Origin of the sequence: Halalkalirubrum salinum (assembly GCF_005543295.1) — an archaeon.
GTDB lineage: Archaea > Halobacteriota > Halobacteria > Halobacteriales > Haloferacaceae > Halalkalirubrum > Halalkalirubrum salinum.
Genome location: NZ_SRSG01000024.1, coordinates 75,031 through 96,979 on the forward strand (window position 1 = coordinate 75,031; position 21,949 = coordinate 96,979).

The 21,949-nt window shown below is 59.3% G+C and carries 23 protein-coding genes; 18 read left to right on the forward strand and 5 right to left on the reverse strand.

Annotation, left to right across the window (positions count from 1 at the left end; translation table 11 throughout):
- Positions 1-17: 17 nt before the first annotated feature.
- From E5K03_RS09640 to E5K03_RS09650, 3 genes are read left to right on the forward strand one after another with little or no spacing between them, the layout of a single operon-like run.
- A complete protein-coding gene (locus E5K03_RS09640) occupies positions 18-1,088 on the forward strand; it encodes a Gfo/Idh/MocA family protein (protein ID WP_138006639.1) in 1,071 nt (356 codons plus the stop codon).
- Between the two features lie 43 nt (positions 1,089-1,131).
- Positions 1,132-2,100, forward strand: a complete 969-nt coding sequence (locus E5K03_RS09645) for a sugar phosphate isomerase/epimerase family protein (protein WP_138006640.1) — start codon at positions 1,132-1,134, stop codon at positions 2,098-2,100.
- Between the two features lie 45 nt (positions 2,101-2,145).
- Positions 2,146-3,279, forward strand: a complete 1,134-nt coding sequence (locus tag E5K03_RS09650; RefSeq protein ID WP_138006641.1) for a Gfo/Idh/MocA family protein — start codon at positions 2,146-2,148, stop codon at positions 3,277-3,279.
- A 205-nt stretch (positions 3,280-3,484) separates the two neighbouring features.
- On the opposite strand, the gene E5K03_RS09655 is transcribed toward E5K03_RS09650, so the two are convergent.
- Complete coding sequence (locus tag E5K03_RS09655) at positions 3,485-4,090, reverse strand: OsmC family protein (protein ID WP_138006642.1); 606 nt, start codon at positions 4,088-4,090, stop codon at positions 3,485-3,487.
- A gap of 242 nt (positions 4,091-4,332) precedes the next feature.
- Positions 4,333-5,142 carry a transcriptional regulator FilR1 domain-containing protein gene (locus E5K03_RS09660; RefSeq protein WP_138006643.1) on the reverse strand — a complete coding sequence of 270 codons (810 nt, stop codon included), beginning with the start codon at positions 5,140-5,142 and terminating at the stop codon, positions 4,333-4,335.
- Between the two features lie 250 nt (positions 5,143-5,392).
- Here E5K03_RS09660 and E5K03_RS17215 point away from each other — a divergent pair, with 250 nt between their 5' ends.
- Complete coding sequence (locus E5K03_RS17215) at positions 5,393-5,566, forward strand: hypothetical protein (RefSeq protein ID WP_171006661.1); 174 nt, start codon at positions 5,393-5,395, stop codon at positions 5,564-5,566.
- Positions 5,567-5,580: 14 nt separating this feature from the next.
- Here E5K03_RS17215 and E5K03_RS09665 read toward each other — a convergent pair whose 3' ends face one another.
- Positions 5,581-6,429 carry a translation initiation factor eIF-2B gene (locus E5K03_RS09665; RefSeq protein ID WP_138006644.1) on the reverse strand — a complete coding sequence of 283 codons (849 nt, stop codon included), beginning with the start codon at positions 6,427-6,429 and terminating at the stop codon, positions 5,581-5,583.
- Between the two features lie 120 nt (positions 6,430-6,549).
- Between E5K03_RS09665 and E5K03_RS09670 the strand changes: the two genes are divergently transcribed.
- From E5K03_RS09670 to E5K03_RS09735, 14 genes are all read left to right on the forward strand, one after another.
- Positions 6,550-8,163, forward strand: coding sequence for a HEAT repeat domain-containing protein (locus tag E5K03_RS09670; protein WP_138006645.1), 1,614 nt, complete (start codon positions 6,550-6,552; stop codon positions 8,161-8,163).
- A 59-nt stretch (positions 8,164-8,222) separates the two neighbouring features.
- Positions 8,223-8,576 carry a hypothetical protein gene (locus tag E5K03_RS09675; protein WP_138006646.1) on the forward strand — a complete coding sequence of 118 codons (354 nt, stop codon included), beginning with the start codon at positions 8,223-8,225 and terminating at the stop codon, positions 8,574-8,576.
- A 103-nt stretch (positions 8,577-8,679) separates the two neighbouring features.
- Entirely contained in the window at positions 8,680-9,156 is a 477-nt protein-coding gene (locus E5K03_RS09680) for a GNAT family N-acetyltransferase (protein WP_138006647.1), read from the forward strand.
- A gap of 71 nt (positions 9,157-9,227) precedes the next feature.
- Positions 9,228-10,934 carry a histidine kinase N-terminal 7TM domain-containing protein gene (locus tag E5K03_RS09685; RefSeq protein ID WP_138006648.1) on the forward strand — a complete coding sequence of 569 codons (1,707 nt, stop codon included), beginning with the start codon at positions 9,228-9,230 and terminating at the stop codon, positions 10,932-10,934.
- 96 nt (positions 10,935-11,030) lie between these two features.
- Positions 11,031-11,321 (forward strand): 50S ribosomal protein L21e, encoded by a 291-nt coding sequence (locus E5K03_RS09690; protein WP_138006649.1) that lies wholly within the window; start codon positions 11,031-11,033, stop codon positions 11,319-11,321.
- Between the two features lie 29 nt (positions 11,322-11,350).
- Entirely contained in the window at positions 11,351-11,707 is a 357-nt protein-coding gene (locus E5K03_RS09695) for an RNA polymerase Rpb4 family protein (RefSeq protein WP_138006650.1), read from the forward strand.
- Between the two features lie 60 nt (positions 11,708-11,767).
- Positions 11,768-12,370, forward strand: a complete 603-nt coding sequence (locus tag E5K03_RS09700; RefSeq protein WP_138006651.1) for a DUF655 domain-containing protein — start codon at positions 11,768-11,770, stop codon at positions 12,368-12,370.
- Between the two features lie 84 nt (positions 12,371-12,454).
- Complete coding sequence (locus tag E5K03_RS09705; protein ID WP_138006652.1) at positions 12,455-13,384, forward strand: 16S ribosomal RNA methyltransferase A; 930 nt, start codon at positions 12,455-12,457, stop codon at positions 13,382-13,384.
- 4 nt (positions 13,385-13,388) lie between these two features.
- Positions 13,389-14,567: a mechanosensitive ion channel family protein gene (locus E5K03_RS09710; RefSeq protein WP_171006662.1), complete on the forward strand. Its 1,179-nt coding sequence runs from the start codon at positions 13,389-13,391 to the stop codon at positions 14,565-14,567.
- Between the two features lie 16 nt (positions 14,568-14,583).
- Entirely contained in the window at positions 14,584-15,201 is a 618-nt protein-coding gene (locus tag E5K03_RS09715; RefSeq protein WP_138006654.1) for a HemK2/MTQ2 family protein methyltransferase, read from the forward strand.
- Between the two features lie 76 nt (positions 15,202-15,277).
- The gene (locus tag E5K03_RS09720) at positions 15,278-16,300 is read left to right on the forward strand and encodes a 5-methyltetrahydropteroyltriglutamate--homocysteine methyltransferase (protein WP_138006655.1); all 1,023 of its coding nucleotides are present in this window, start codon (positions 15,278-15,280) and stop codon (positions 16,298-16,300) included.
- Positions 16,297-17,370 carry a methionine synthase gene (locus E5K03_RS09725; protein WP_138006656.1) on the forward strand — a complete coding sequence of 358 codons (1,074 nt, stop codon included), beginning with the start codon at positions 16,297-16,299 and terminating at the stop codon, positions 17,368-17,370. Before E5K03_RS09720 ends, E5K03_RS09725 begins: the two co-directional genes overlap by 4 nt.
- Before the next feature lie 92 nt (positions 17,371-17,462).
- Positions 17,463-18,491, forward strand: a complete 1,029-nt coding sequence (locus E5K03_RS09730; RefSeq protein WP_138006657.1) for a ribose 1,5-bisphosphate isomerase — start codon at positions 17,463-17,465, stop codon at positions 18,489-18,491.
- Positions 18,488-19,426 (forward strand): carbohydrate kinase family protein, encoded by a 939-nt coding sequence (locus tag E5K03_RS09735; RefSeq protein WP_138006658.1) that lies wholly within the window; start codon positions 18,488-18,490, stop codon positions 19,424-19,426. Before E5K03_RS09730 ends, E5K03_RS09735 begins: the two co-directional genes overlap by 4 nt.
- 44 nt (positions 19,427-19,470) lie before the next feature.
- Here the strand turns inward: E5K03_RS09735 and E5K03_RS09740 are convergent, their stop codons facing one another.
- A complete protein-coding gene (locus tag E5K03_RS09740; RefSeq protein WP_138006659.1) occupies positions 19,471-20,541 on the reverse strand; it encodes an ATP-binding protein in 1,071 nt (356 codons plus the stop codon).
- Between the two features lie 129 nt (positions 20,542-20,670).
- Positions 20,671-21,918, reverse strand: coding sequence for a type III ribulose-bisphosphate carboxylase (gene rbcL, locus E5K03_RS09745; RefSeq protein ID WP_138006660.1), 1,248 nt, complete (start codon positions 21,916-21,918; stop codon positions 20,671-20,673).
- Positions 21,919-21,949: the final 31 nt, after the last annotated feature.

Consider the following 21,949-nt stretch of genomic DNA (forward strand, 5'->3'; position numbering starts at 1 on the left):
TAGTGAAATTTTAGACAATGACAGAGGACTCATCGATCGCGGTCGGCATCGTCGGGCTTGGCGGAATCGGCCACCACCACGCCGAACAATTCGAGGCGCACGACTCGACGCTCGTCGGCGGTATGGATATCAACGAGTCGGCTCGCGAGGACTTCGCCGAAAAGTTCAGTGTCAAGACGTACGCAGACGCCGATGCGCTGTTCGACCGTGTCGACGCGGTTCTTATCACCACCCCGAACCGCTTCCACGAGGAGTACGCCGTCGCTGCACTCGAGGCCGGTCTCGACGTCTTGTTAGAAAAGCCTCTCGCGCACACGCTCGAAAGCGCCGAGCGAATTGCCACTGCAGCAAGCGACGCCGAAGGCTTCTGCATGGTTGGATTCAACAACCGCTTTTTGAATCCCGTCGAGGTTATCAACGGCTACCAACAAACAGGACGTTTCGGCGACCTCACACACATCGAAGCGAACTACGTCCGCCAGCGCGGCATCCCCGGCCGAGGTTCGTGGTTCACCTCGAAGGAGGTCTCCGGCGGTGGCTCGCTCATCGATATTGGCGTGCACGCGATCGATCTCGCATTATACGTGCTCGATTTCCCGACCGTCACAGAGGTGTCGGCGGCGACTCGATCGCAGTTTGGAGCCAGCGACGAGTACGCGGCCATCGCCGAGTGGGGTAAAGATTCGGGTCCAGAAGGGTTCGATGTCGACGACTCTGCCAGCGCGTTCATCCGCACCGACGACGGACCAACGATTTCGCTTGAGGTTGCGTGGGCAACGAACCGCCCCGACAGCAACGAGTTCATCATCCGTGGAACCGACGCCGGTGCCCGGTTCGATCGCAAAAACCAGACACTCACACTCTACGAGGCGAGCACGATCGGCAAACAGCATCTTGCAACCACTGAGATTGAAACTCGCAGTCTCAACACGCATCGGGCCGAACAGGCGTACTTCTTTGACCACGTTGCTCGTGGAGAACAACCCGATCGCAACACGGTCGAGCAAGCGCTGGTCGTCCAACGAGTGATCGACGCGGTCTACCGGTCGTCCGAGGAGGGGCGAGCGATCCAGCTATCCAGCCCATAATCAGTCCTGTAGATTTATTCATTCGGTAGTAATACACCCACGTATGCACATCGGCGTACTCACTGTTCCACTGGGCGATCAACCGATCGAGGAGGCGTTTTCGTACCTCGCCGAACTCGGCGTCGATGCCGTTGAACTCGGTGTCGGCGGCTGGCCTGGCGAGGATCACGTCGATCGCCAGCAGTTTCTCGAAAATAAATCTCGTCGCGACGAGTTAGCAGCGCTATGTGCCGAATACGACCTCGCGGTCAGCGCGCTCGCAACGCACAACAACCCGTTACATCCCGAGGAGGATCGCGCTGACCGGGCTGACACCGAACTCCGCGAGGCGATCGAACTCGCCGCCGCGCTGGACGTGGACACGGTCACGTGCTTTTCTGGACTCCCGGCCGGTGGGCCGAACGACGAGGTTCCAAACTGGGTGACAGCGCCGTGGCCGACTGACCACGCCGACGCTCACGAATATCAGTGGGAGGTCGCAACCGAGTACTGGGCCAATCTCGCGGCGTTTGCCGACAACCACAGCGTCAACATCGCGATCGAGATGCACCCAAACATGTTAGTGTACGAGCCACACGGACTCGTCCGGCTTCGAGAGGTCACAAACGATCGGATCGGCGCGAACTTCGATCCCTCGCATCTCTACTGGCAGGGAATCGACGTATCCGAGGCGATACGCTATCTCGGCGAGCATGACGCGATTCACCACGTTCACGCCAAGGATACCCGCATCTACGAGTCGAACGCCCACGAGAAAGGTGTGCTCGATACGACGCCGTACACCGACGAGTCCGATCGCTCGTGGCTGTTCCGCTCGATCGGCTACGGTCATGGCGAGGAGCACTGGAAGGACGTCGTGTCGACGCTGCGAATGGTCGGCTACGAGGGGGCACTATCGATCGAACACGAAGACTCGTTAACATCCTCACGGGAGGGTCTGGAAAAGGCGATCGACGTGCTCGGACGGGCGGTATTTTCGACAGAACCGGGCGAAGCGTACTGGGCGGAGTAACCGGCTGCTGGGTAACGCAGTTGAAAGCACCACGACACGTATACAATGACTGAGACGATCGACATCGGCATGCTGGGGTATCGGTTTATAGGCAAAGCACACTCGAACGCGCTGGCGCGGCAGGCGATGTTCTTTCCGGACGGGCCGGAAATCAACCGCCATACGCTGATCGGCCGCAACGAAGCCGAACTCCGGGAGGCGGCCGATCGGTTTGGATTCGATCAGGTCTCAACCGACTGGGAGGATGCGATCGATTCAGTTGACGTCTTTTACAACCTCGGGCCGAATCACCTCCACGAGGAGCCCTCGATCGCGGCGCTGGAAGCCGGCGTCCCAGTGCTCTGTGAGAAGCCGCTTGCTCCGACGCTCAAGACGGCCGAGCGGATGCGCGACGCCGCCGCTGACGCGGCTGTTCCAGCCGGGTGTGCGTTCAATTATCGGTTCGTCCCGGCGATTCAGTACGCGAAGGGGCTAATCGAGGACGGCGAAATTGGGGAGATTAGACACGTTCGCGGGCGATATCTCCAGGATTGGCTGGTCGACCCAGACGCACCGTGGGCCTGGCGGCTCGACAAGGAACTGGCTGGATCGGGTGCACTCGGCGATCTTGGGGCTCACACTGTCGATCTAGTCAGGTTCCTCGTCGGAGAGGTGACTGGGGAAATCGATCGGCTTTCAGGACAGCTTCAGACGTTCGTCGACGAGCGGCCAGTCTACGACGATGACGGCGAGGTCACAGCGCATCGCGAGGTGACGGTGGACGACGCCTATACGGCCCAGCTGACGTTTGCAAACGGCGCGATCGGAACGCTCGAAGCCTCTCGGTTCGCGAGCGGTCACAAGAACGACCACACGATCGAAGTCCACGGCTCCAAGGGCAGCCTGCGATTCTCGCTCGAACGGCTCAACGAACTCGAGGTACTGACCGGCGACGCCCGGGGGTACGAGACGGTGCTTGTCACCGACGAAAGCGATCCCTACGTCGAGGCATGGTGGCCGCCAGGACACGTCCTCGGGTGGGAACATACATTCGTTCACGAGAATTACGAGTTCTTACACGCTGTGTCGACAGGAGATGTACCGGACGTACTCCCCACTTTCGAGGATGGGTACGCGGTTCAGTGTGTTCTTGCGGCGATCGAAGCGTCCGACGAACGTGGTGAACGGGTTGCCCTGTAGCCAAAGGGCCACGTAAGATATAAAAGACACTGTGATGTGTGTTGGATGCCGATCGATCAGGTAGGTTGACTCTGAGCGAATTACCACGGGGCGGGTGCCGGTAAGTTTCTGCTTGTTATCGGTTAAATACTCAGAACGAGAGAGGAATGTCCAAGTCAGAGATTTGGTGTCTGTATTGAAGGATTCACTCATCGACGGTCGCCAGCTAGTCGTCGCCCACTACCTCGGCTGGCGTGTTGATGGTCATATCCACATCCTGATCGAGAGAGACGAACGTGTAGACAGGGGCTCGCCGTGCCCATTCATCGATCTGGTCCCGATCGAAATTCTCACCGTCAACCTCAATCTCGGCGGTAAGGTTTTTGAAGACGGAGTCGGCTGCTTCGAGTCCTTTGAGACTGAACAGCACTGCCGGATCGAAATCCGTCCGGACGCGCGTTTGGAGATGATCGATCGCCACGCCATTGGCAGCGGCGTTGATACTGATTCCGACGTTGATACAGGCAGCCAGCGCCGACAGTGCCGCTTCGACTGGTTCGATGCGGTCGATCCCGCCAACCCATCCGCCAGCGTCTAACACTTCCTTCCAGGCACCGTACGGAACCGTGTATTCGCGTGTTTCACGAGCGATCGTCTCGCCACCGAGTTCGTAGCTGTCGATTTTTGCCAGGCTGTGTGCGGCTGTCCCTTCGTAGGTTGCAGACGCCCCTAGGCCAAGCTGGACAGCTTCGGGATTCGTTGCGGCGTGTGCAGCAAACCCCTCGAGTGTTTCGAGGTCGATACCGTGTGATAGTTGTCGTTCTTCGGTCATGGTGTTTTCTCTCTTGCCGATAAGAGAATTGTTTGTCCTCTTTCGGCATAGATAATTTTATATCCAAAGATGATGTAGCTAATTCTTGGAAATTCGGCAGTGGCGGGGGTTTTCCCAGCTACTGCAAAAACACCACCCGCTGCAATCCTGTGCGCTCGGAGTCTGAAGCGATCCTGTAGATACTAGGTATTTCAGTCAACAACTGAAGGAAACACAATCGTTCAAACCTTTCCGCAGAAATCTCACTCAACGCGCCGTTGGGGTTCAGCGTGGTGTGCACTGGCTCGATAGCGCTCATAAACTGCTGTGGCCCACTCGTGGACCGCCGGTGCGTCGCTGTCGACCAACGCGTGGACGGTTCCGGTGTTTTCTTCGTAACAACTGATCGTAACGCGTTCGTCAAGTAGACCGACACCGTATGAAGGAAGATTCGCGTGCTCTAAAATGGTGAAATTGTCTTGCTGTACCATCTCCGAACTGCGCTTTGGGTACGTCGAAAGAAAGTACTGGTGGCATTCCGGTCGATCGATCAACGTCATCTCTACACCCTCGCCGACCAGTTGGTGAATCAGATCGAAACACAAATCCATCAGTGCAACTTCCGGGCGGAGAAACCGGATGGTGGTCGCCTCCCGAAGAAGTGACTCGAACCGGCTTACCGGGCGATACGGTGCATTGGGTTCGGCAGTGGTTACTGTTAGATCCGACCACGTCTCGAACGGAAGCTCACTGATCGCTTCCGGGAGCCAGTGCCAGACAGCCCGTAGCTTTCGCTCGGTTTCAACTCGATCGATCAGATCCTCCATCCCAGAGGCGATCACTGCTCCCAACCGTGTTGTCACGTACTGGTATCCGTCTTTGCGAACCCAGAGCCGATCGTCAAACTCGTCCAGCGTACGGCGCATCGTGGAAGATGAAACTCCAGCCAACTCGCACAGTTCCGAGCGGCTCCGGGGGCGCTCTGTTAGAGCTATCAACGTCGAAACGCGATGCTCGGACCGCGTGAGGTACGCTATGTCGCAAAACGGTGTGTCCCGGGGACGGTAATTCATGTACACCTGCCTCAACTATCAAGATACGATAAGGAACGTGATAATGATTATGCCCTCAAACATGACACTCACGCCTGAGATTATTGACGTTTCTTGATTCTAATATTATTGATATTTTGAATTCCAAGAAAAAAGATGCGAGCGATCGCGGCGAGACCGTGTTGGTCTGCGCCGTCGACGAACGGCCTGAAGCAGCGATTGCCGAGCCAATCAACGAAATGATTTTGCGACCCGGAACTCATCACGTGGTATGGTTGATCTACTTCGTGTGTCGATCGTTGCCGCGATACTGGTATTCTTAGCGGCCGTGATTGTCTCGCTCGGCTGGATCGATCCGGGCCCGGAGATCGCGGCCTTCGTCATCATGACGGTTGTCTCGTTTGCAGTCACCGATTGGTATCAAACACGGAAAGCGGAAGCGTAGCAGGCGTGAGGAATTCAGATCTCTTCGATGCCGTGATCCGTAATCACGTGGTCAACGAACTCCAGGGGAGTTGCGTCGTAGGCAGGATTGTCGATAATGATGTTCTCGATCGGCTCGAGCATGACTTCCGAGCTCGGTCGGTAGGTGTTTTCGAAGACAAACCCGCTATCGATATGTTTCGCTCCGGAGCCAATAACTGCGATCGGCACGTCGAGTTCGTTCGCGGTCACGGCGATCGGGAACGTTCCAACGCGGTTGTACAGCGTGTCGTCGACGATGCAGTCGACACCCAAGAGGACCCGGTCACAGCGATCGAGGTAGTGGCCCGCAGCGCTGTCGACACAGAGATGAGTCTCGATCCGATCGATCGCCGCGAGCATCCGCGCGGTTTTCCGACCGATGTACCGCGGGCGGGCCTCGGTAACGTGAGCGGTCATGTGCGCGCCGTCCATCGCAGCCGTTTCGACCGCCTCGAGCACTGTCGTCGAAAAGTCGTGGGTCAAAAACGTCTCGCCGTCCGAAAGCAGTTCGGCGGCGTTCGCGGCCGCTTCGCGTTTCCCTCGCTCGATGTCTTCGGCAACACGATCGATCGTCGCCGCAAGCAGCTCTTTGAGCTCTGGAATACTCGCTGCCTCGTCGACAACAGAGCGTTCGACCTCGCGCATCGCGTTGAATAACGACGCATGTGACGTATTTGCGCGTCTGAGTACGCCAATATTCTGCTGGATGTCGCGCTCGAACTCTTGCAAAGAGGTATATTCGCGCCCGAGCAGCTCTGAGAGCGCACGCGTCGCGTTAACGGCGATTGCCGACGAGCTGTGTGTCTGCATCTCCTGGATCTCCGCGACGGTCTCGTCGATCATATCCGTACATATCGGGGCTGGCGCATAGACGTTCCGGGGCGCTTTTTCGCGGTGATTCTCAGGATCTGATATTTGCGCAATAACGCTTATATTCTCGAGAGTCGTCCGCAACGATATCTGATGAGGGGTTTCGGACGGTTCGGTGCCGCCCACTGCAGTATTTGTGCCGCGACGCTGTCGAGTCACAACGCCGACGCGTCGCATCCAAATGTCGTCTGTCACGCTTGTGTGTCACGGATCGAAGTACCTCCCAGTGATCGGCCACAGATTGTGACAATCGACGGGATTCGCTGCTGGCAAATCAACGATGGTGATACCGTTCTCACGCTGCGGGACGCGACCGACGCCGGGTCGTTCACGGCCTTTCGAGAGTCCCATTACACTGCCAAGGGGACACCTATCCAGTGGTTCGCTCCCGGGGCAGCCGACGAAGCGGTCAAAATCAGAACTGAACCCGAAACCTACGCCGAACTGCGCGGATTTTTTGATCGGTTTGCTCCCCGAACGATATATCGATTTGCTGGTGTCGATCGTGATCCGGTAGCGATCGCAGGCCCCTCGAAACTGCATCCCGAAGCTGCCGGGCTGACCGCACCGCCGACGCTGGAGGCGATTACCGTCACTGAATTCCCCAAGCGCTGTCGGTTCACCGCGGCCTCAACGCGATCGATCGTTGTCCTCGGTCCTGAGGAGCGTCCAGATCTCACCGGCGTGGGTTCGAAACCCGCTCGCGTCGATCGACTCCGGACGTTTGCGGCCGTTGCGCCGGGGATTGTTGATCGATCGGCGCTTTACGAACTCTGTACAGACGACGATCCGGAGGTTCGCTACGGGGCGACGCGGGCGTTGGCTGCCGTCGTCGCGTTCGATCCGACTGCTGGTCTCGGCTTTATTTCTGAGTTGCGGACGCTGCTTCGCTCCGAACAGCACCCAACCCGGCTGTACGCGCTTCGATCGCTGGCCTGTCTTGCCGAGGCGTATCCAGACGCTGTAGAACACCTAACCGACGCGGTGATCGACGAACTGGCAGGTGGTCACGAGCTAATCGATGCTGCGGCAACTCGTTTCTTGCTTCACATCTCCGAATACGAGCCCTACGCCGCGCTGGAAGGGCTCTCAAAGCTCGAATCGGTCGTCTCGACGCAGCCGACTCGGACCGGCAAGCAGGCGTTGGCAGCAATCGGAACCATCGCACAGCGCTATCCGGACGCGGTTCGCCCGATCGTCCCGACCCTCTGTGAGAGTCTCGTCGCCGAGGATACGCGCTATCAAATCAGCGGGACGACTGCACTCGGGCGGGTCACGTCTGTGTATCCGGCGGCAGCGACTCCGATCGTTCCGCTCGTGTTAGACCTCCTTGATGCCGCAGAGCCTGAGTTGCGTGGCAACGCTGTTGGTATCCTTGCAGACATTGCGCAGGAGTATCCAACAGACGTCGCACCATACGCTGGCGACATTGCTCCGTTGCTTTCTGATCCGGACGCGGCGACCCGGTCAAACGCGGTCGGCGCGCTCGCTCGAATCGCCTCCGTAAAACCGGATCGAATTGCGCAATACGTGCCGACACTGACCGCGCTACTGTCGGACGAGTGGGCCCGTTCGCGGATTCATGCCTGCTGGGCCCTTGGGTACTGTCGGGCTGACGACGCAGCTTCCGAACTCAGGTCTGTCCGAGCGCAGGATCCGAGCGACGCGGCTCGCGATCGGGCTGCATGGGCGCTTTCACGACTGTGAGTCATCCCACCACTGGCCCACGGAGACAACGCTAAACCGACGGATCGCGAACGGTATGCATGGGATTTCCAGTCCGATACTACTGTCCGCACTGTGAGACGATCGTCGAAATTGAACGGGATGGGTACCTCGCTGATAAGGCGGTCACACCGTTTCCGTTTGAGGGCTGGTCATACGAGCCACCGACCGCTGATTTTGAAGACGCCGATGGGGTTGTGTTTCAGTGTGGTGAAGACGGGCTCGCGATCGACGGCGATGGCTGTGGCGAGCGGTTTTACTTGAGCTTTGTTCGATACGAGAATGGTGAAGAGCTCGATCCCCGAACGCCGACCGAACAGGTCCATCTTGGCAACGAATCCACACCACCGTCACCGTCAGGACCGCGGGGCCCTCCAAACGGCTTTTGGGGATGAGCCGTCGACCCTAGCTGGGACACTTTTGATGTCAGCTGCCAGCCGGCGGTGAGATTTCGTTCGGACGGAGGAATTAATATCGTGTGTGTCTATCTGTGTGATATTGAGCATCAACGTCGAGACACGGGTTGAGCCGCCTGGTGAGGCGGCGTACGTGTTGGACGCCTGGAACCTCAAAGAGCGAATTCGTGAGGAGGATGGCGTCCTCAGGCAGCGCCGCGGCTTTTTCACCGACGCGTACCGCCGATCGACGGCGCACCTGATCTTCGAGAACGCGGACCTCGTGGCGTTTGCGTGTGTTCGTCGGGACGGCTACATCCTCTTTTTAGCCGTTTCGCCCGACGCGAGAGGGCGCGGGTACGCCGAAGAGCTGGTCGCCGAGATCGCAGAAGAGTATCGATCGGTGAGCTGTCACGCCCGAGCAACGAACGAAAACGCCCTTGGCTTTTACGAACATCTCGGCTTTTCCATCAAGCGGCGGATCGACAACTATTACGAGGACGGCGGTGACGCGTACTACCTCAAGTTGGGCACAGACAACGGAATTCGCGGCACACTTTCGGATCTCATTGGACGGTGACTCCAAGCTGCGTTCCGCCCAACAGACGTCGGACCGAAACCTTCCTGACCCGGTCGTGAGTACGAGGTCGTATGCCAACGATCGCCGGCTGGCTTCACCTTGGTGTGATCGCTGCTGGCGTCGTCGGGACCCTGTTTTTGCTCCGGTGGGTGTGGGACCTTAGAGACCGTCCGGGCGCATGGTGGTTTCTCGGTGTGTTTTTGATCCAGTTTACACTCCTCTCTGGGTACGGGCTCGGCTACGTGATCTTCGATCTGCAGTTCCGCTACGGGATCGAGGTGCTCGGGTGGATCGCCGCAATTTGGCTGGGAACGCTGTATCTTGCGTTCGCGCTCGGCTACACCGGTCGAACAAACTGGTTGACCCCGCGATGGTATGGACCGGTCGTCGGGTTCGCATGTGCTACCACGGTAGCGATCGTCACGGATCCGCTACACGGGCTGTTAATTGGCGAGTTTGCGGTCGAATCTGTGACTGGATTGAGTGGCGTCAGGTATGAACGCGGCCCCCTCGTATATGTCGCGTTCGCCGTTTCCGCCACCCAAATCGCGGTTGGCACAGCATTGCTCGTCGACACCGTCGTCAGTTACGGCCGGCTGTATCGCTCGGAGGCGATCGCAGTCGGACTGAGTGCGGTTCCGCCCGCGGTTGGGTACGTCCTGTGGACGTTCGATCTCGGACCGGTCGCCGCGTTGAATCTCGTTCCCGCGCTGTTTTTACCCCACGTTGCGCTGGATGCATACGCGTTCACCCGATCGGATATGTTTGACCTCCATCCGGCGACCCGCAGAACAGGCGAACGCGCGGCGATCGACGATCTCGCCAATCCCGTTGTCGTCGTTGACGAGTCGATGCGTGTCGTCACGCTCAACGGGGCAGCTGAATCGCTGTTTTCGACCACGAAGCGCCAGATACTCGGCGAGTCGCTGTCTGCGTGCTACGACGGCGATTCAATCGATCCCACTCAAGATAGACAGACAGTGTCGATCCGGACCCGCGGCCGGCGCCAGGAGTTCACGATCGCCTCGAAGCCCCTCTCAACCGCCCCAGACACGCTCGTCGGGTATACCCTCGTTCTACAGGACGTGACCGACCAACGCCAGCGCAAACAGCGTCTTGAGGTGTTGAACCGAATTCTCAGACACAATCTGCGAAACGATCTCAACGTCGTCGTCGGGATGGCCCAGTTGCTCGGCGATCGCCACAGCGACGACGACGAGAGCAGACACTATGTCGAGACGATCGAGCGAAACGCGACCGCGCTCATCGATCTCGGCACGACCGCCCAGCGGGTCGCAACTGCGCTCGAAAGCGATGAACGCCCCCGATCGATCCAGATCGAGTCGTCAATCCGCTCGATCGCCGAACCGATCGCCAATCGAGAGCCCGAGTGGGAGGCGATCGTGGACATACCTGACACGCTTACCGTTGAGACAACAGCGACCCTGTTTGAGCTCGTCTTTGAGAATCTCATTGAGAACGGATTTGAACACAACAACGCGACTGAACCGAGGGTGACGATCGAGGCAGTGTCGATCTCTAGCGACGATGAGATTGAGATCACGGTTCGTGATAACGGACCTGGGATTCCAGATCATGAGCTTGGAGCGATCGAACGCGAGACAGAAACTGCGCTCGAACACGGCAGTAGCCTCGGGCTGTGGGTTATCAGGTGGGGCGTGACGGCTCTGGGTGGTGACAGCAGTTTTGAAACTGATCCGGAAGGATCGGCGGTTACGATCCGGCTGCCGCGGGCGATTGGCGATCGCGAGGCGTAGCGCAGGCAGCAATGACCGCGATCGTGTGAGTGCCTGTCGCGGCGGCGCGGGAACGCACCATTTATAAAGCGACCGGCAGTAACAGAGTACACGACTATGCCGAGCTCTAATGGCCCTATGCAAGGAACACGAGGAAAGCTCAAAAACCACCCACGGGATCGTGGCGCATCACCGCCACAGCGGGCGATCCAAGAGTTCGAAACCGGACAGAAGGTCCACCTCAAACTCGATCCAAGCGTCCCGGAAGGGCGATTCCACCCGCGGTTCAACGGCCACACCGGCGAGGTCGTCGGCAAGCAGGGTCGGGCGTTCCTCGTGTCGATCACCGACGGCGGCAAAGAAAAGACCGTCATCGCTCGGCCGGCACACCTCCGCGCACAGGCGTAAGTTGGAACTCTGAGGAGATACGCAACGTTATGACGATATTCAAAGAAAAAATCGACGAGGAGTACATGACCATCTCGGAGGTGAAAGCCGAACTCGCTGCGGTTGAGGCCGAACGAGCCGAGGACGAAGAACGCGAACTCCGATATGAGCTTGCCCGCGCGATCGAACACGTCAACCGGTTTGCGGAACTCGATCCAGAAGAATCCCGCGAGCTCGTCGAAGAGCTGCAGGCGATCGAGAAGGTCGACAACGCGATCGCCCACAAGATTGCCGACCTGCTGCCGCAGGATCGAACCGAACTTCGGTCAGTCTTCGCGAAAGAGCGATTCGCCCTCGACGGCGAGGAACTCGACGAGATCCTCAACATCGTCGCGAAATACGCCTGAGGTCGACGGCGATCGCTAGACGGGCCTGTTTTTAAGTATCAGCTTCGCGTACGTATCAGTATGTCTTCACCCACGGACGCTGGCGACACTGAGTCCGACGAGACGAGCGCCGCCCTCGTTCTGGATTATCTCCCTCACGGTCGCGCCGACGACGACCGTCCACAGTACCAGAAATCGTCGATCGCCTACGCAATGGATATCGAGTCGTTCGGCCTGTATGAACTCTCGCTGACCGACGATGCGGACCTGTCTATTGGCGACGAACTCCAGATCGACCCGGAGCCAGACCCGGAGATTGTCGATCGGTACCGTCTCGTCGAGTACGACGATCTCTCCGGTGGGGCCAAATCAGAACTGGAATACGCGGTCGCCGATATCATCGATGACGACGAGCGCCGCTTCGTCGATTTCTACAACGACGCCCAGCCGATCACGCTTCGGCTTCATCAGTTGAACCTCCTCCCGGGGATCGGCAAAAAGCTCAGAAACGGCATCCTCGACGAGCGCAAGCGCGGGCCCTTCGAGAGTTTCGAGGACCTCACCGATCGAATTTCGGGACTGCACAGTCCGAAAGAGACGATCAAAGAGCGCATTCTCGAAGAACTCCGTGAGGATGATCTCAAGTACCGCGCCTTCGTTCGGCCGGGAGAACCGCGCTCATAGTGGGGCGGGCAACCGAATAAGAGCAATCTCTTGGCCCTAGGCGAAACGAGACGTTTACACCGCTGCCCTGATTATCGACCGGCAATGAGCGATCAACGCGCACCGTCCGCTGGCAGTCGATCGCCGGCCTCGGCGGGCGGTGACCAACCCGACGGGTCGAGAGATCCGGATGCACTCATCCGCCGAGCGGGTGCGTCGGGTAACCCCGAGTTCGACCAGCACTTTCTCGTCGACGATCGTGTCGTTGATCGAATCCCGACGTACCTCCCCGAAGACGCCGATCGGAGCCATATCCTCGAAATCGGGGGCGGTCCCGGCGTGTTAACGGATCGGCTGCTCACGGTTGCCGATCGGTTGACAGTCGTCGAGCGCGACGACACGTTCGTTGCGCATCTCCGTACCGAGTTTGCAACGGCGATTGCGGAGGACCGACTCCAGGTCGTTGCCGGCGATGCTCTCGAAGTGGCCTTCCCTGAAGGCGTCACCGCCTGTGTGTCGAACCTCCCGTACGGCGTCTCCAGTGAGATCTCGTTTCGCCTGTTTCCCCTGTCGATTCCGATGGTATTGACCTTCCAGCGTGAGTTTGCCGAGCGAATGGTCGCCGAGGCCGGCACATCTGAGTACGGCCGCCTGTCGGTCGGCGCACAGCACTACGCAGATGTCTCGATTGCAGAGCACGTGCCACGGGAGGCGTTCGATCCGCCGCCGGCGGTCCAGAGCGCGATCGTCCGCTGTATCCCGCGCAAGCCCGATTACACCGTCGACGACGAAGCATTCTTTTTTGACTTCGTCAAGGCGTTGTTTACCCAGCGACGGAAGACGATCAGAAACGGAATTCGGAACACGACTCACATCTCTGGCATCGATCGACCAGCGGCAGTGATCGAAGCCGCGGACGATGAGCTACTCCGCAAACGGGCTGGCGCACTGGCCCCGAAGACGTTCGCGGAGCTGACAGCGATCGCCGCGGCGCACGGGTTCGACGAGGGCCGCCAGGATGGTGACGGAGGATGAGCCAATGGCTGACTTTGTGAGCGTCGACGCGATCCTGTCTCGTCTCCTCGGTCAATCGTCGCCCGGAGATATTACGGTGACGCCCGAACGGGTCGCGGTCACGCTTGGTGTCCTCTTTGTGATCATCGTCGGGACACATCTGCTCGGGCGATTCCGTCGTCATCGAGCGGGCGAGATTGCTCCGCTGACGAACCTCGCAATCTCGACGGTGATCGCAGCCCTGACTGCCAGTGGAGCATTTGCAATTATTGCTATCTGGGGGCTTTCGGGCGCACTCGTCGACGCCTATCAGAGCTTAGATCTGGGTGCACAGCTGCCGAACGTGATGCTCTCGATTATCATTCTCGGCGGGGCTTATGGCCTCAGTGACTTCATCGGACAAGTGCTCAAGACACTTGCTGCAGACCAGGATGCGATCGGTGACCACGAAAAAGAGGTGTTGTACCGATCGACGCAGGTTGGAATCTACGCAGTTGCGATTTTGGTCGTACTGGGGCTGTTCACCGACAACGTGGAAGGGCTTTTTGTTGGGGCAGGCTTTCTGGGACTTGTCGTTGGGATGGCGGCCCGACAGACGCTTGGCGCGGTTCTCGCGGGGTTCGTCATCATGTTCTCACGACCATTCACCGTCGGCGATTGGATCGTCGTTGGCGAAAACGAGGGTCGCGTCACGGAGATCACGATCATGAATACCCGAATCCGGACCTTCGACGGCGAACTCGTGGTAATCCCAAACGACACGGTCAGCGGGACGGCAGTCACGAACCGAACCGAAAACGGGCGACTCCGGATCGAAGTCGAGGTTGGTGTCGACTACGGAAGCGATCTCGAGTCGGCCGCGGCAGTCGCCCAGCAGGCGGTCGAGCGCGTCGATCAGGTTCTCGATCGCCCTGAGCCAAAGGTTGTTCACAAGCGTGTCGGCGATTCGGCGATCGTGCTTGGCGTTCGCTTTTGGATCGACAATCCATCGGCTCGGCGGCGGTGGAAGACCCAGACCGCGGTGATCGAAGCCGTCGTCTCGGCCTTCGAGGCCGAGGAAATCAAGATCCCGTTCCCGCAGCGCGAACTCATGGCCAGAGCAGAAACCGGCGGCTTCCGACTCGACGAGCGCAGCCCTCGTGAGGCTGACAGCCGACAGCAGACGGCTGGTGCCGATGTGTCAACGGATGGGGGAAATGAATGATCGCTGCAGCTGACGAATGACCAACGACAGCAAGCGACGGTTAGCCGATCGTCGCGGCCAAGAGACTCGTGTCTACCAGCCAGCCGAAGACTCGGCGCTATTGGCCGACGTTGTTGTCGACGTGGTTGAGTCCGGCGATCGCGTGCTCGAAGTCGGGACTGGATCGGGATGGGTCGCCGAACGGCTGGAACGCGAAACCAAAGCCTCGGTGTACGCGAGCGACATCAATCCGTTCGCGTGTACAGCCGCGCGTGACCGGGGCGTGACGGCAGTCCGGGCAAACATGCTCGATCCCTTCGCCAGACGATCGTTCGACGTCGTCTGTTTTAATCCGCCATACCTGCCGACGGATCCCGACGAGGAGTGGGACGACTGGATGGAACACGCCCTGTCAGGCGGACCGGACGGGCGGCGACTCATCGTCCCGTTTCTCTCAAATCTCCGCCGCGTCCTTGCGGCGAACGGCCGGGGGTATCTCCTCATCAGCAGTTTCACCGGCTACGAGGAGGTTGTCTCGATCGCCGCCGAAGCCGGACTGCAAACTGAACCCGTCCGTGAGGAGTCTTATCCCTTCGAGACGCTGTTTGTTCTCGAACTGACGCCCACCGAGATGCCCACCAACGACGAACGGTGAGTGAATACGGCTAATTACCACAGGACATATTTTACATTAGCAAATATTAAAGGCCGTCATCGCTAACGCGCATACGATGACAGAACGAGTCGCGACAACGCCGGGATTGTTCCCCCTTCCCGATCCGGCAAAACAGCAGCTTTCGGACCTCAAGGGCCACCAGAAAGGCGATCTGATCTCTGGTAGCGAGTCCGAACAGATCGCCTCCTCCTATGAAACGTACCGTGCAGACGTAATTGACGAACAGCTCGCAGCCGGCCTCGATCGGATCGTCGAGGGCCAGCTCCGGTGGGACGACATGCTCGCGCACCCGCTTGCAGTGCACGAAAACGTCGAGACCGGCGGGATCGTGCGCTACTACGACAACAATAATTTCTACCGCGATCCACAAGTCACCGACGAATTGACGTTCTCTGGCGATGTCGCCTCCGAACTTGAGGCTGCGACCGAGATTCTCGAGGATCGTGACGCCGACGCCGGGCTGCAGGCGACGCTCCCCGGACCGTACTCGCTTTTCGATCTCGCGACTGACGAGCACTACGGCGACGACGCGGCGTTTCTCGACGCGATCGGCGACTTTCTCGCCGGCGAAGTTGACGCGTTCCCCGAACACGAGACGCTCTTTTTGTTAGAGCCCTCGCTCGTCGAGAATCCGCCCGCTGACGGAGAGGACGCACGGGCGAGCGAGGCGATCGATACAGTTGCCGCCGCAACCGACGCCGACGTCGTCGTCCACACCTATTTCGGTGCGCTCGAAGAGAAGGTGTACGCACACCTGATGGACGCTGACGTTTCGGCGCTTGGGTTCGACATTGTCGCCGGCGATCGCGATCAGACGTTGTACAACATCAGCGAGTACGGCACGAAAGACAGCGCGGCGCTCGGGATCTCCGACGGGCAGAACACGCTCGTCGAATCCCCCGAAACGCTGGACGAGCGGGTGACGTGGGTCGACGCAAAGCTGCCGACCCAGGAGTTCGATCGCCTCTACCTCTCGACGAACACCGAGCCGTTCTATCTACCGGTGAACAAACACGAGGCAAAGCTGTCGGCGATCGCCGAGGCAGCCGATATTGAAACCGAGGAGGTGACAGCATGAGCCGACCCGCCGACAACCGCGAGCAGTTCCGTCCGCGGGATCACGAGACCGATCACTTCCTTTTGACCACAGTCGTAGGGAGCTATCCGAAACCGAAGTGGCTCAACCGGGTCAACGATCTTGCGGACGACGAGGAATCGAAGTTCACCCACGAGCATCTCGAAGAGGCCCATGACGACGCGTGTCGGGTGATCACCCGGGAACACGAACGCGCCGGACTGGACACCGTCGTTGACGGAGAGATGCGCCGCAACGAGATGGTCGAGTTCTTCGCCGAGCGAATCGACGGCTACGAGTTCAACGGGCCGGTCAAGGTGTGGGGTCACAACTACTTCGACAAGCCCTCGGTGACCGAGCCTGTCACATACGACGAGCCGTGGCTCGTCGACGAGTTCGAGTTCACGAGTAACGTCGCCGAAAAGCCCGTGAAAGTGCCAATTACCGGGCCGTACACCCTGGCGAACTGGGCGTTCAACGAGGCCTACGACACAGAGGAGGAACTCGCATACGACCTGGCTGATCTGGTCAACATCGAGATCGAACGGCTGGTCGAGGCTGGCGCGAAGTACATCCAGATCGACGAGCCCGCGCTCGCTACAACACCCGACGACCACGCGATCGTCGGCGCGTGTCTCGACCGGATTGTTGAGAACATCGACGAGGACGTTCGCATCGGCCTGCACGTCTGTTATGGCGACTACTCGCGGATCTACCCCGAGATCAACGACTATCCGATCGACGAGTTCGATGTCGAACTGTGCAACGATGGCTACGAACAGATCGACGTCTTCGCCGATCCCGAGTTCGTTCCCGATCTCGCGCTGGGCGTCGTTGATGTTCACACCGCCGAGGTCGAATCTGTCGAGGAAATCAAAGCGAACATTCGACAGGGGCTTCGCATTGTTCCGCCAGAGCGATTGACGGTCTCGCCGGACTGTGGCGTGAAGCTGCTGCCGCGGGAGGTCGCCTACGAAAAGATGCAGAACATGGTGACTGCCGCCCGCGAGATCGAAGCCGAACTCGACGCCGGTGAGATCGATCTGGACGAGCCCGTTCCACTGGCGGACTAAGATCTATATCACAGCCAAGAGGCGGCACAGACACTGCCCCGACACCGCCTCGACCCCAAGGGGCTTGTAGTTTGAGGGAGTATCGACGGGGTATGACATCGGTGTCGCCCTGTGAGCCCGTCCGCGAGACGGCCTCGGATATTTCTTCGATGGAGATTCGTGGGGCTGCGACGATCGCCGCAGCCGCTGCCCGTGCGCTCGGCGAGCAGGCCCGACGGACCGACGCAGCCGATCCTGCGGCCTTCGAAGCTGCCATGCGGACGGCTGCTCGCCACCTCTATGAGACCAGACCGACAGCCGTGAGCCTGCCGAACGCGCTGCGATACGTCCTCCGGCGGATGGAGGGCAATCGCGTTGAGACGCTTCGATCGAGCGTCCTCGACAGCGTTGAGTCGTTTACTACACGGCTCGATCGGGCACAGGCGGATCTCGGGGCAGTCGGTGCGAACCGCCTGCGAGATGGCGACACAGTAATGACACATTGTCACTCAACGGACGCGATCGCCTGTATCCAGACCGCCGTCGAGCAGGGCAAGACACTTTCAGCGATCGTCAAAGAGACTCGTCCGCGGAATCAGGGCCACATCACCGCCCGAGAACTCGTCGAGATCGGTGTCGACGTGACGCTCATTGTGGATAGTGCGGCTCGTCGATACCTCAATGACGTTGATCACGTCCTCGTGGGCGCAGACAGCATTGCGGCCGACGGCAGTGTTATCAACAAAATCGGCACGAGCGGACTCGCTGTCTCTGCGCGCGATCGCGGCACGCCGATCATGGTCGCCGCTCAAACCCTGAAGCTACATCCCGCAACGATGACCGGCCACACCGTCGAGATTGAACAGCGCGAGGAGACAGAGCTGATTGAGACAGAGACTCGCCAGTCGATCGGCGACATCGAGGTTCGGAATCCGGCATTTGATGTGACCCCGCCGCGGTACGTCGACGCGATTGTCACCGAACGCGGCCAGTTTCCGCCAGAGAGCATCGTTGTTCTTATGCGTGAGCTGTTCGGTGACGGCGTTGCGGAGCCGTGGGCAGACGACGACCCTGGCCTCAATGGCGATCGTACAGTCCACGATTCGGACACTGCCTCAGATGGCCACCGCGAGGAGCCATGAACGAGACGCCACGATCGAACCCGCGAGTGCTCTGTGCGGGTCACATCAACTGGGACGTGACGATGCACGTGCAGTCACTGCCGGATCCTGACGGGGAAGTTCACATTGATCAGTTGATACAGTCTGGCGGCGGCAGCGCCGCAAACGTCGCGGTCGGACTCGTTAGCCTACAGACCCCTGCGGCTGTCTATGGCAGCGTTGGCGGCGACGAGGCCGGTGCAATGGCGCTGAGAGCGCTCGATCGCGCTGGTGTCGAGACTGGCTGTGTGCTGATCGATCCCGAACAACAGACCTCTGTCAAATATCTCATTGTCGATGAGACGGGACAGGTCATGGTATTGGCCAACGAGGGCGCGAACGAGGGCTTCTCCGCCAGCGCGATCGATCCGTCGATGTTCGAACAGATTGAGCATCTCCACCTCACGAGCCAGCACCCCGAGACGGCCCAATCGCTCGCAGAACTGGCTCACGAGGCTGGCGTCACCGTGAGCTTTGATCCGGGGCGGCGGGTCGGCGATCGAGACTTCTCAGCCGCAATCGATGCGACCGACATTCTATTCCTCAACCGTCATGAGGCCGCGGCCATTGGGAGAACGCACGCCGATCGCGACACGCCGGAGACGGTTCTGGTCGTCAAACGCGGCGGAGACGGCGCAGTGGTCCGGACCTCGAGCGGCGAAGTCTCACACTCGGGATTCAGTGTCGATGTCGTCGACACGACTGGCTCGGGTGACGGCTTTGCCGCAGGGTTTCTCGCGACGGTTCTGTCCTCAGGCGAGATGATTCGCAATCGCCCCGATAAATACGAGCGAGCACTGATCGTCGCCAACGCCTGCGGCGCGCTCACCGCAACCGAATCGACCGCACGGGTTCCGCTATCGCCAGCGTCGATCGAGGCGTTGTCGGGGATTTCGCCGATCGAATCCTCCCAGTAGTAGTCTGATTGTGGCAGATCACAGATTAGGTGCATCTGTCACAACTACTGCGTTGCACCGAACGTGACGCCAGTAAGTTCGAACCGGGCACCGCCGCGATCGCTGTTGGTCACAGATACGTCCCATCTATGAGCATCAGCGATTTGTTTGACGATACGAAGCCCAAATCGAACATCATCCTCATCGATCGAGTCCCGTAGATCGAACAGCGTCTCACGCTGCTGTTCGGGTATCCCGGGGCCATCGTCGGAGATAGCAAATCCATCTGGGAGTTCCTCAACGATCACCGATACGTCGTTGCCGCCGTGTTCGATCGCATTCCGAAAGAGGTTCTCAACGAGTTGTTCGAGTCTGGTTCGATCCGCGTGAACCGATCGCGTCGTCTGTATCTCAAGCGTTGCATCGACTGTCGAGACGACAGACCAACACGTGGTAACGAGTGTTGTGAGGTCAACGGCCTCAAGTTCGCCGATCGCAGCGCCGCTTCGAGCCAGCGAAAGCAAATCACTGATCAGTGCATCCATCCGTTCGAGTGCGCGGGAGATCGGGTCGATCCGCTCGGATTGACTCTCCGCACGGAGGAGTTCGAGGTGACCGCTCGCGACCGAAAGCGGGTTCCGAAGGTCGTGGCTGACGATCGAGGCGAACGCGGCCAACTGTTCGTTTTGTCGTTCGATCGCCTCGGCGTGTGCCTGCCGATCAGTGAGATCCGTAATAATCGCCACCACGCCATCGATGTTCTCAGAGCGAAACGGTGCAGCGTTGATAGATAGCCACCGCTCGGAGCCGTCTGGCCACTGTATCCCGTGTTCGCACTCGAAAATCGCTTCGCCGGTCGCAGTGACGCGGGCGAACGGAAGCCCAGTCGCAGCGATTGGGTCGCCGTCGGCGTCAACGATTTTCCAGGTTGGATCATCATACACTCGAGTCGTAATTTCGGAGTGAGTGAGTCCGAGTACTGTTTCCGCCCGAGGATTTGCGTCGACGATCGAACCGTCTGCGTCAAGAACCACAACGCCAATCGGCAGTGTTTCCAGCAACGTTGTTACGTTCAGTTCCGACCACGGTCCAGCAAAGATGTCGTGCGCAGTCTGGTTCTCAGGCACGATCGGCATCGCTGTAACGAGTTGACCGTCCTCCTTCCGGTAACCCGCTGGGAATAGTTGTACAGCGCATACACTAGCGTACGGATCAATTAGATAAAAACGTCTCTACCGGACCCAGACGCTGAGATCGCAATGACCTCACCGTGGCGTTTCGGTTCCCCACTTGTCGATCGCAACCCCCAGTTCTGGATGATCCTCGGCATACGTCTCCAGACCAATACCCCCAACCGACGCGTCGACGGCCTGTCTGAGTGCTTTTGCGCCGGCGTGGGTTCCATCTGGGTGACCGTGGATGCCGCCGCCGGCCTGGATTCCGATGTTGGTGCCAATGCGATCGATCAGCTCCGGGACCAATCCCGGATGCAGGCCGCCGGAGGCCATCGGCAGGACATCGTTGAGTCCGTAGAGATCCGAGTACAGCCACTCGTTGATGCCGACAGTGTCCTCGTTTGCGAGTTTGCCCAAATCGGCGGTGCCGGTATGGAGTTGATCGACCCCACAGAGCCGGCTGATTTGTGCGAGGACGCGCATCGACACGCCGTGGTTTGGGAGCCGATCGAAGGCGGCGTGCATCGCGCGATGGGCGTGAATCGCCAGCCCGAGTTCCTGACAGCGATCGCTCACCGTCTGGACGGCTCCCCAGCCGGTCGTGATCACGTCGATCATCACGTACTCGCCGCCCTGCTCGGCGATCGCGTCGACCCGTTCGAGCATCGTGTTCGTGTCTGCGGTGACGTTGATAAGATACGACTTCGTCTCGCCGGTCTCATCTTCGGCGCGATCGCGAGCGGCAAAGCTCTCGGTCAAGCGGTCCTCGAAGGGATTGAACGCCTGATCGGTGAGGTTTTCGTCGTCTTTTAGCAGGTCGATCCCGCCGGTCCATGCCTCGTAGCCGACTTCGGCGTGTCGTTTCGTCGAGAGTCCGACTTTCGGCTTTGGGACGGTTGCGGTGATCGGCCGATCGCCGGCATCAAATATCTCTTCGCGGACCGCGGTGCCGAACGTCGGGCCTTCGAACGTCGAGACGATCGATTCTGGCCACTCACAGTCGAGGAGTCGAATTGTCTCGACGGCTTTCATCCCCATGATGTTGCCTGCGATACACGAGAGGATCTGGGGCATATTCCCCGGCTCGAAGAGCCCTGCGGGATAGGCAACGCCGATCTCGTTGTCGTCGATCGAGAAGGCCGTGGCCGCGAGGTCGGTAAAATCGTCGCCGACAGTCAACGCGGCCCATGTGCCGTTCGAACTCTCGGAGGCGACCCGACTCGCTGCAGACTCCATGGCCATGTCAGCGGCTGGTTCGATTGCGAACCAACAGACGAGATCGGTCTCTGCGGGGTCGTACGACAGGTCGAGAAAGTCCTCGTAGGTGATTCCCGTCATGCCCATGCTTTTCGAAGCCCGGATATATAAA

Excerpts from the sequence above, each read along its gene's own strand:
- E5K03_RS09675 (WP_138006646.1), top strand. The coding sequence starts at position 8,223 with ATGGGATTTCCAGTCCGATACTACTGTCCGCACTGTGAGACGATCGTC.
- E5K03_RS09725 (WP_138006656.1), top strand. The coding sequence starts at position 16,297 with ATGAGCCGACCCGCCGACAACCGCGAGCAGTTCCGTCCGCGGGATCAC.
- E5K03_RS09700 (WP_138006651.1), top strand. The coding sequence starts at position 11,768 with ATGTCTTCACCCACGGACGCTGGCGACACTGAGTCCGACGAGACGAGC.
- E5K03_RS09665 (WP_138006644.1), bottom strand. The coding sequence starts at position 6,429 with ATGATCGACGAGACCGTCGCGGAGATCCAGGAGATGCAGACACACAGC.
- E5K03_RS09660 (WP_138006643.1), bottom strand. The coding sequence starts at position 5,142 with ATGAATTACCGTCCCCGGGACACACCGTTTTGCGACATAGCGTACCTC.
- E5K03_RS09655 (WP_138006642.1), bottom strand. The coding sequence starts at position 4,090 with ATGACCGAAGAACGACAACTATCACACGGTATCGACCTCGAAACACTC.
- E5K03_RS09685 (WP_138006648.1), top strand. The coding sequence starts at position 9,228 with ATGCCAACGATCGCCGGCTGGCTTCACCTTGGTGTGATCGCTGCTGGC.
- rbcL (WP_138006660.1), bottom strand. The coding sequence starts at position 21,918 with ATGACGGGAATCACCTACGAGGACTTTCTCGACCTGTCGTACGACCCC.
- E5K03_RS09735 (WP_138006658.1), top strand. The coding sequence starts at position 18,488 with ATGAACGAGACGCCACGATCGAACCCGCGAGTGCTCTGTGCGGGTCAC.
- E5K03_RS17215 (WP_171006661.1), top strand. The coding sequence starts at position 5,393 with ATGGTTGATCTACTTCGTGTGTCGATCGTTGCCGCGATACTGGTATTC.
- E5K03_RS09645 (WP_138006640.1), top strand. The coding sequence starts at position 1,132 with ATGCACATCGGCGTACTCACTGTTCCACTGGGCGATCAACCGATCGAG.
- E5K03_RS09740 (WP_138006659.1), bottom strand. The coding sequence starts at position 20,541 with ATGCCGATCGTGCCTGAGAACCAGACTGCGCACGACATCTTTGCTGGA.
- E5K03_RS09640 (WP_138006639.1), top strand. The coding sequence starts at position 18 with ATGACAGAGGACTCATCGATCGCGGTCGGCATCGTCGGGCTTGGCGGA.
- E5K03_RS09705 (WP_138006652.1), top strand. The coding sequence starts at position 12,455 with ATGAGCGATCAACGCGCACCGTCCGCTGGCAGTCGATCGCCGGCCTCG.
- E5K03_RS09690 (WP_138006649.1), top strand. The coding sequence starts at position 11,031 with ATGCCGAGCTCTAATGGCCCTATGCAAGGAACACGAGGAAAGCTCAAA.
- E5K03_RS09650 (WP_138006641.1), top strand. The coding sequence starts at position 2,146 with ATGACTGAGACGATCGACATCGGCATGCTGGGGTATCGGTTTATAGGC.
- E5K03_RS09720 (WP_138006655.1), top strand. The coding sequence starts at position 15,278 with ATGACAGAACGAGTCGCGACAACGCCGGGATTGTTCCCCCTTCCCGAT.
- E5K03_RS09715 (WP_138006654.1), top strand. The coding sequence starts at position 14,584 with ATGACCAACGACAGCAAGCGACGGTTAGCCGATCGTCGCGGCCAAGAG.
- E5K03_RS09730 (WP_138006657.1), top strand. The coding sequence starts at position 17,463 with ATGACATCGGTGTCGCCCTGTGAGCCCGTCCGCGAGACGGCCTCGGAT.
- E5K03_RS09670 (WP_138006645.1), top strand. The coding sequence starts at position 6,550 with ATGAGGGGTTTCGGACGGTTCGGTGCCGCCCACTGCAGTATTTGTGCC.
- E5K03_RS09695 (WP_138006650.1), top strand. The coding sequence starts at position 11,351 with ATGACGATATTCAAAGAAAAAATCGACGAGGAGTACATGACCATCTCG.
- E5K03_RS09710 (WP_171006662.1), top strand. The coding sequence starts at position 13,389 with ATGGCTGACTTTGTGAGCGTCGACGCGATCCTGTCTCGTCTCCTCGGT.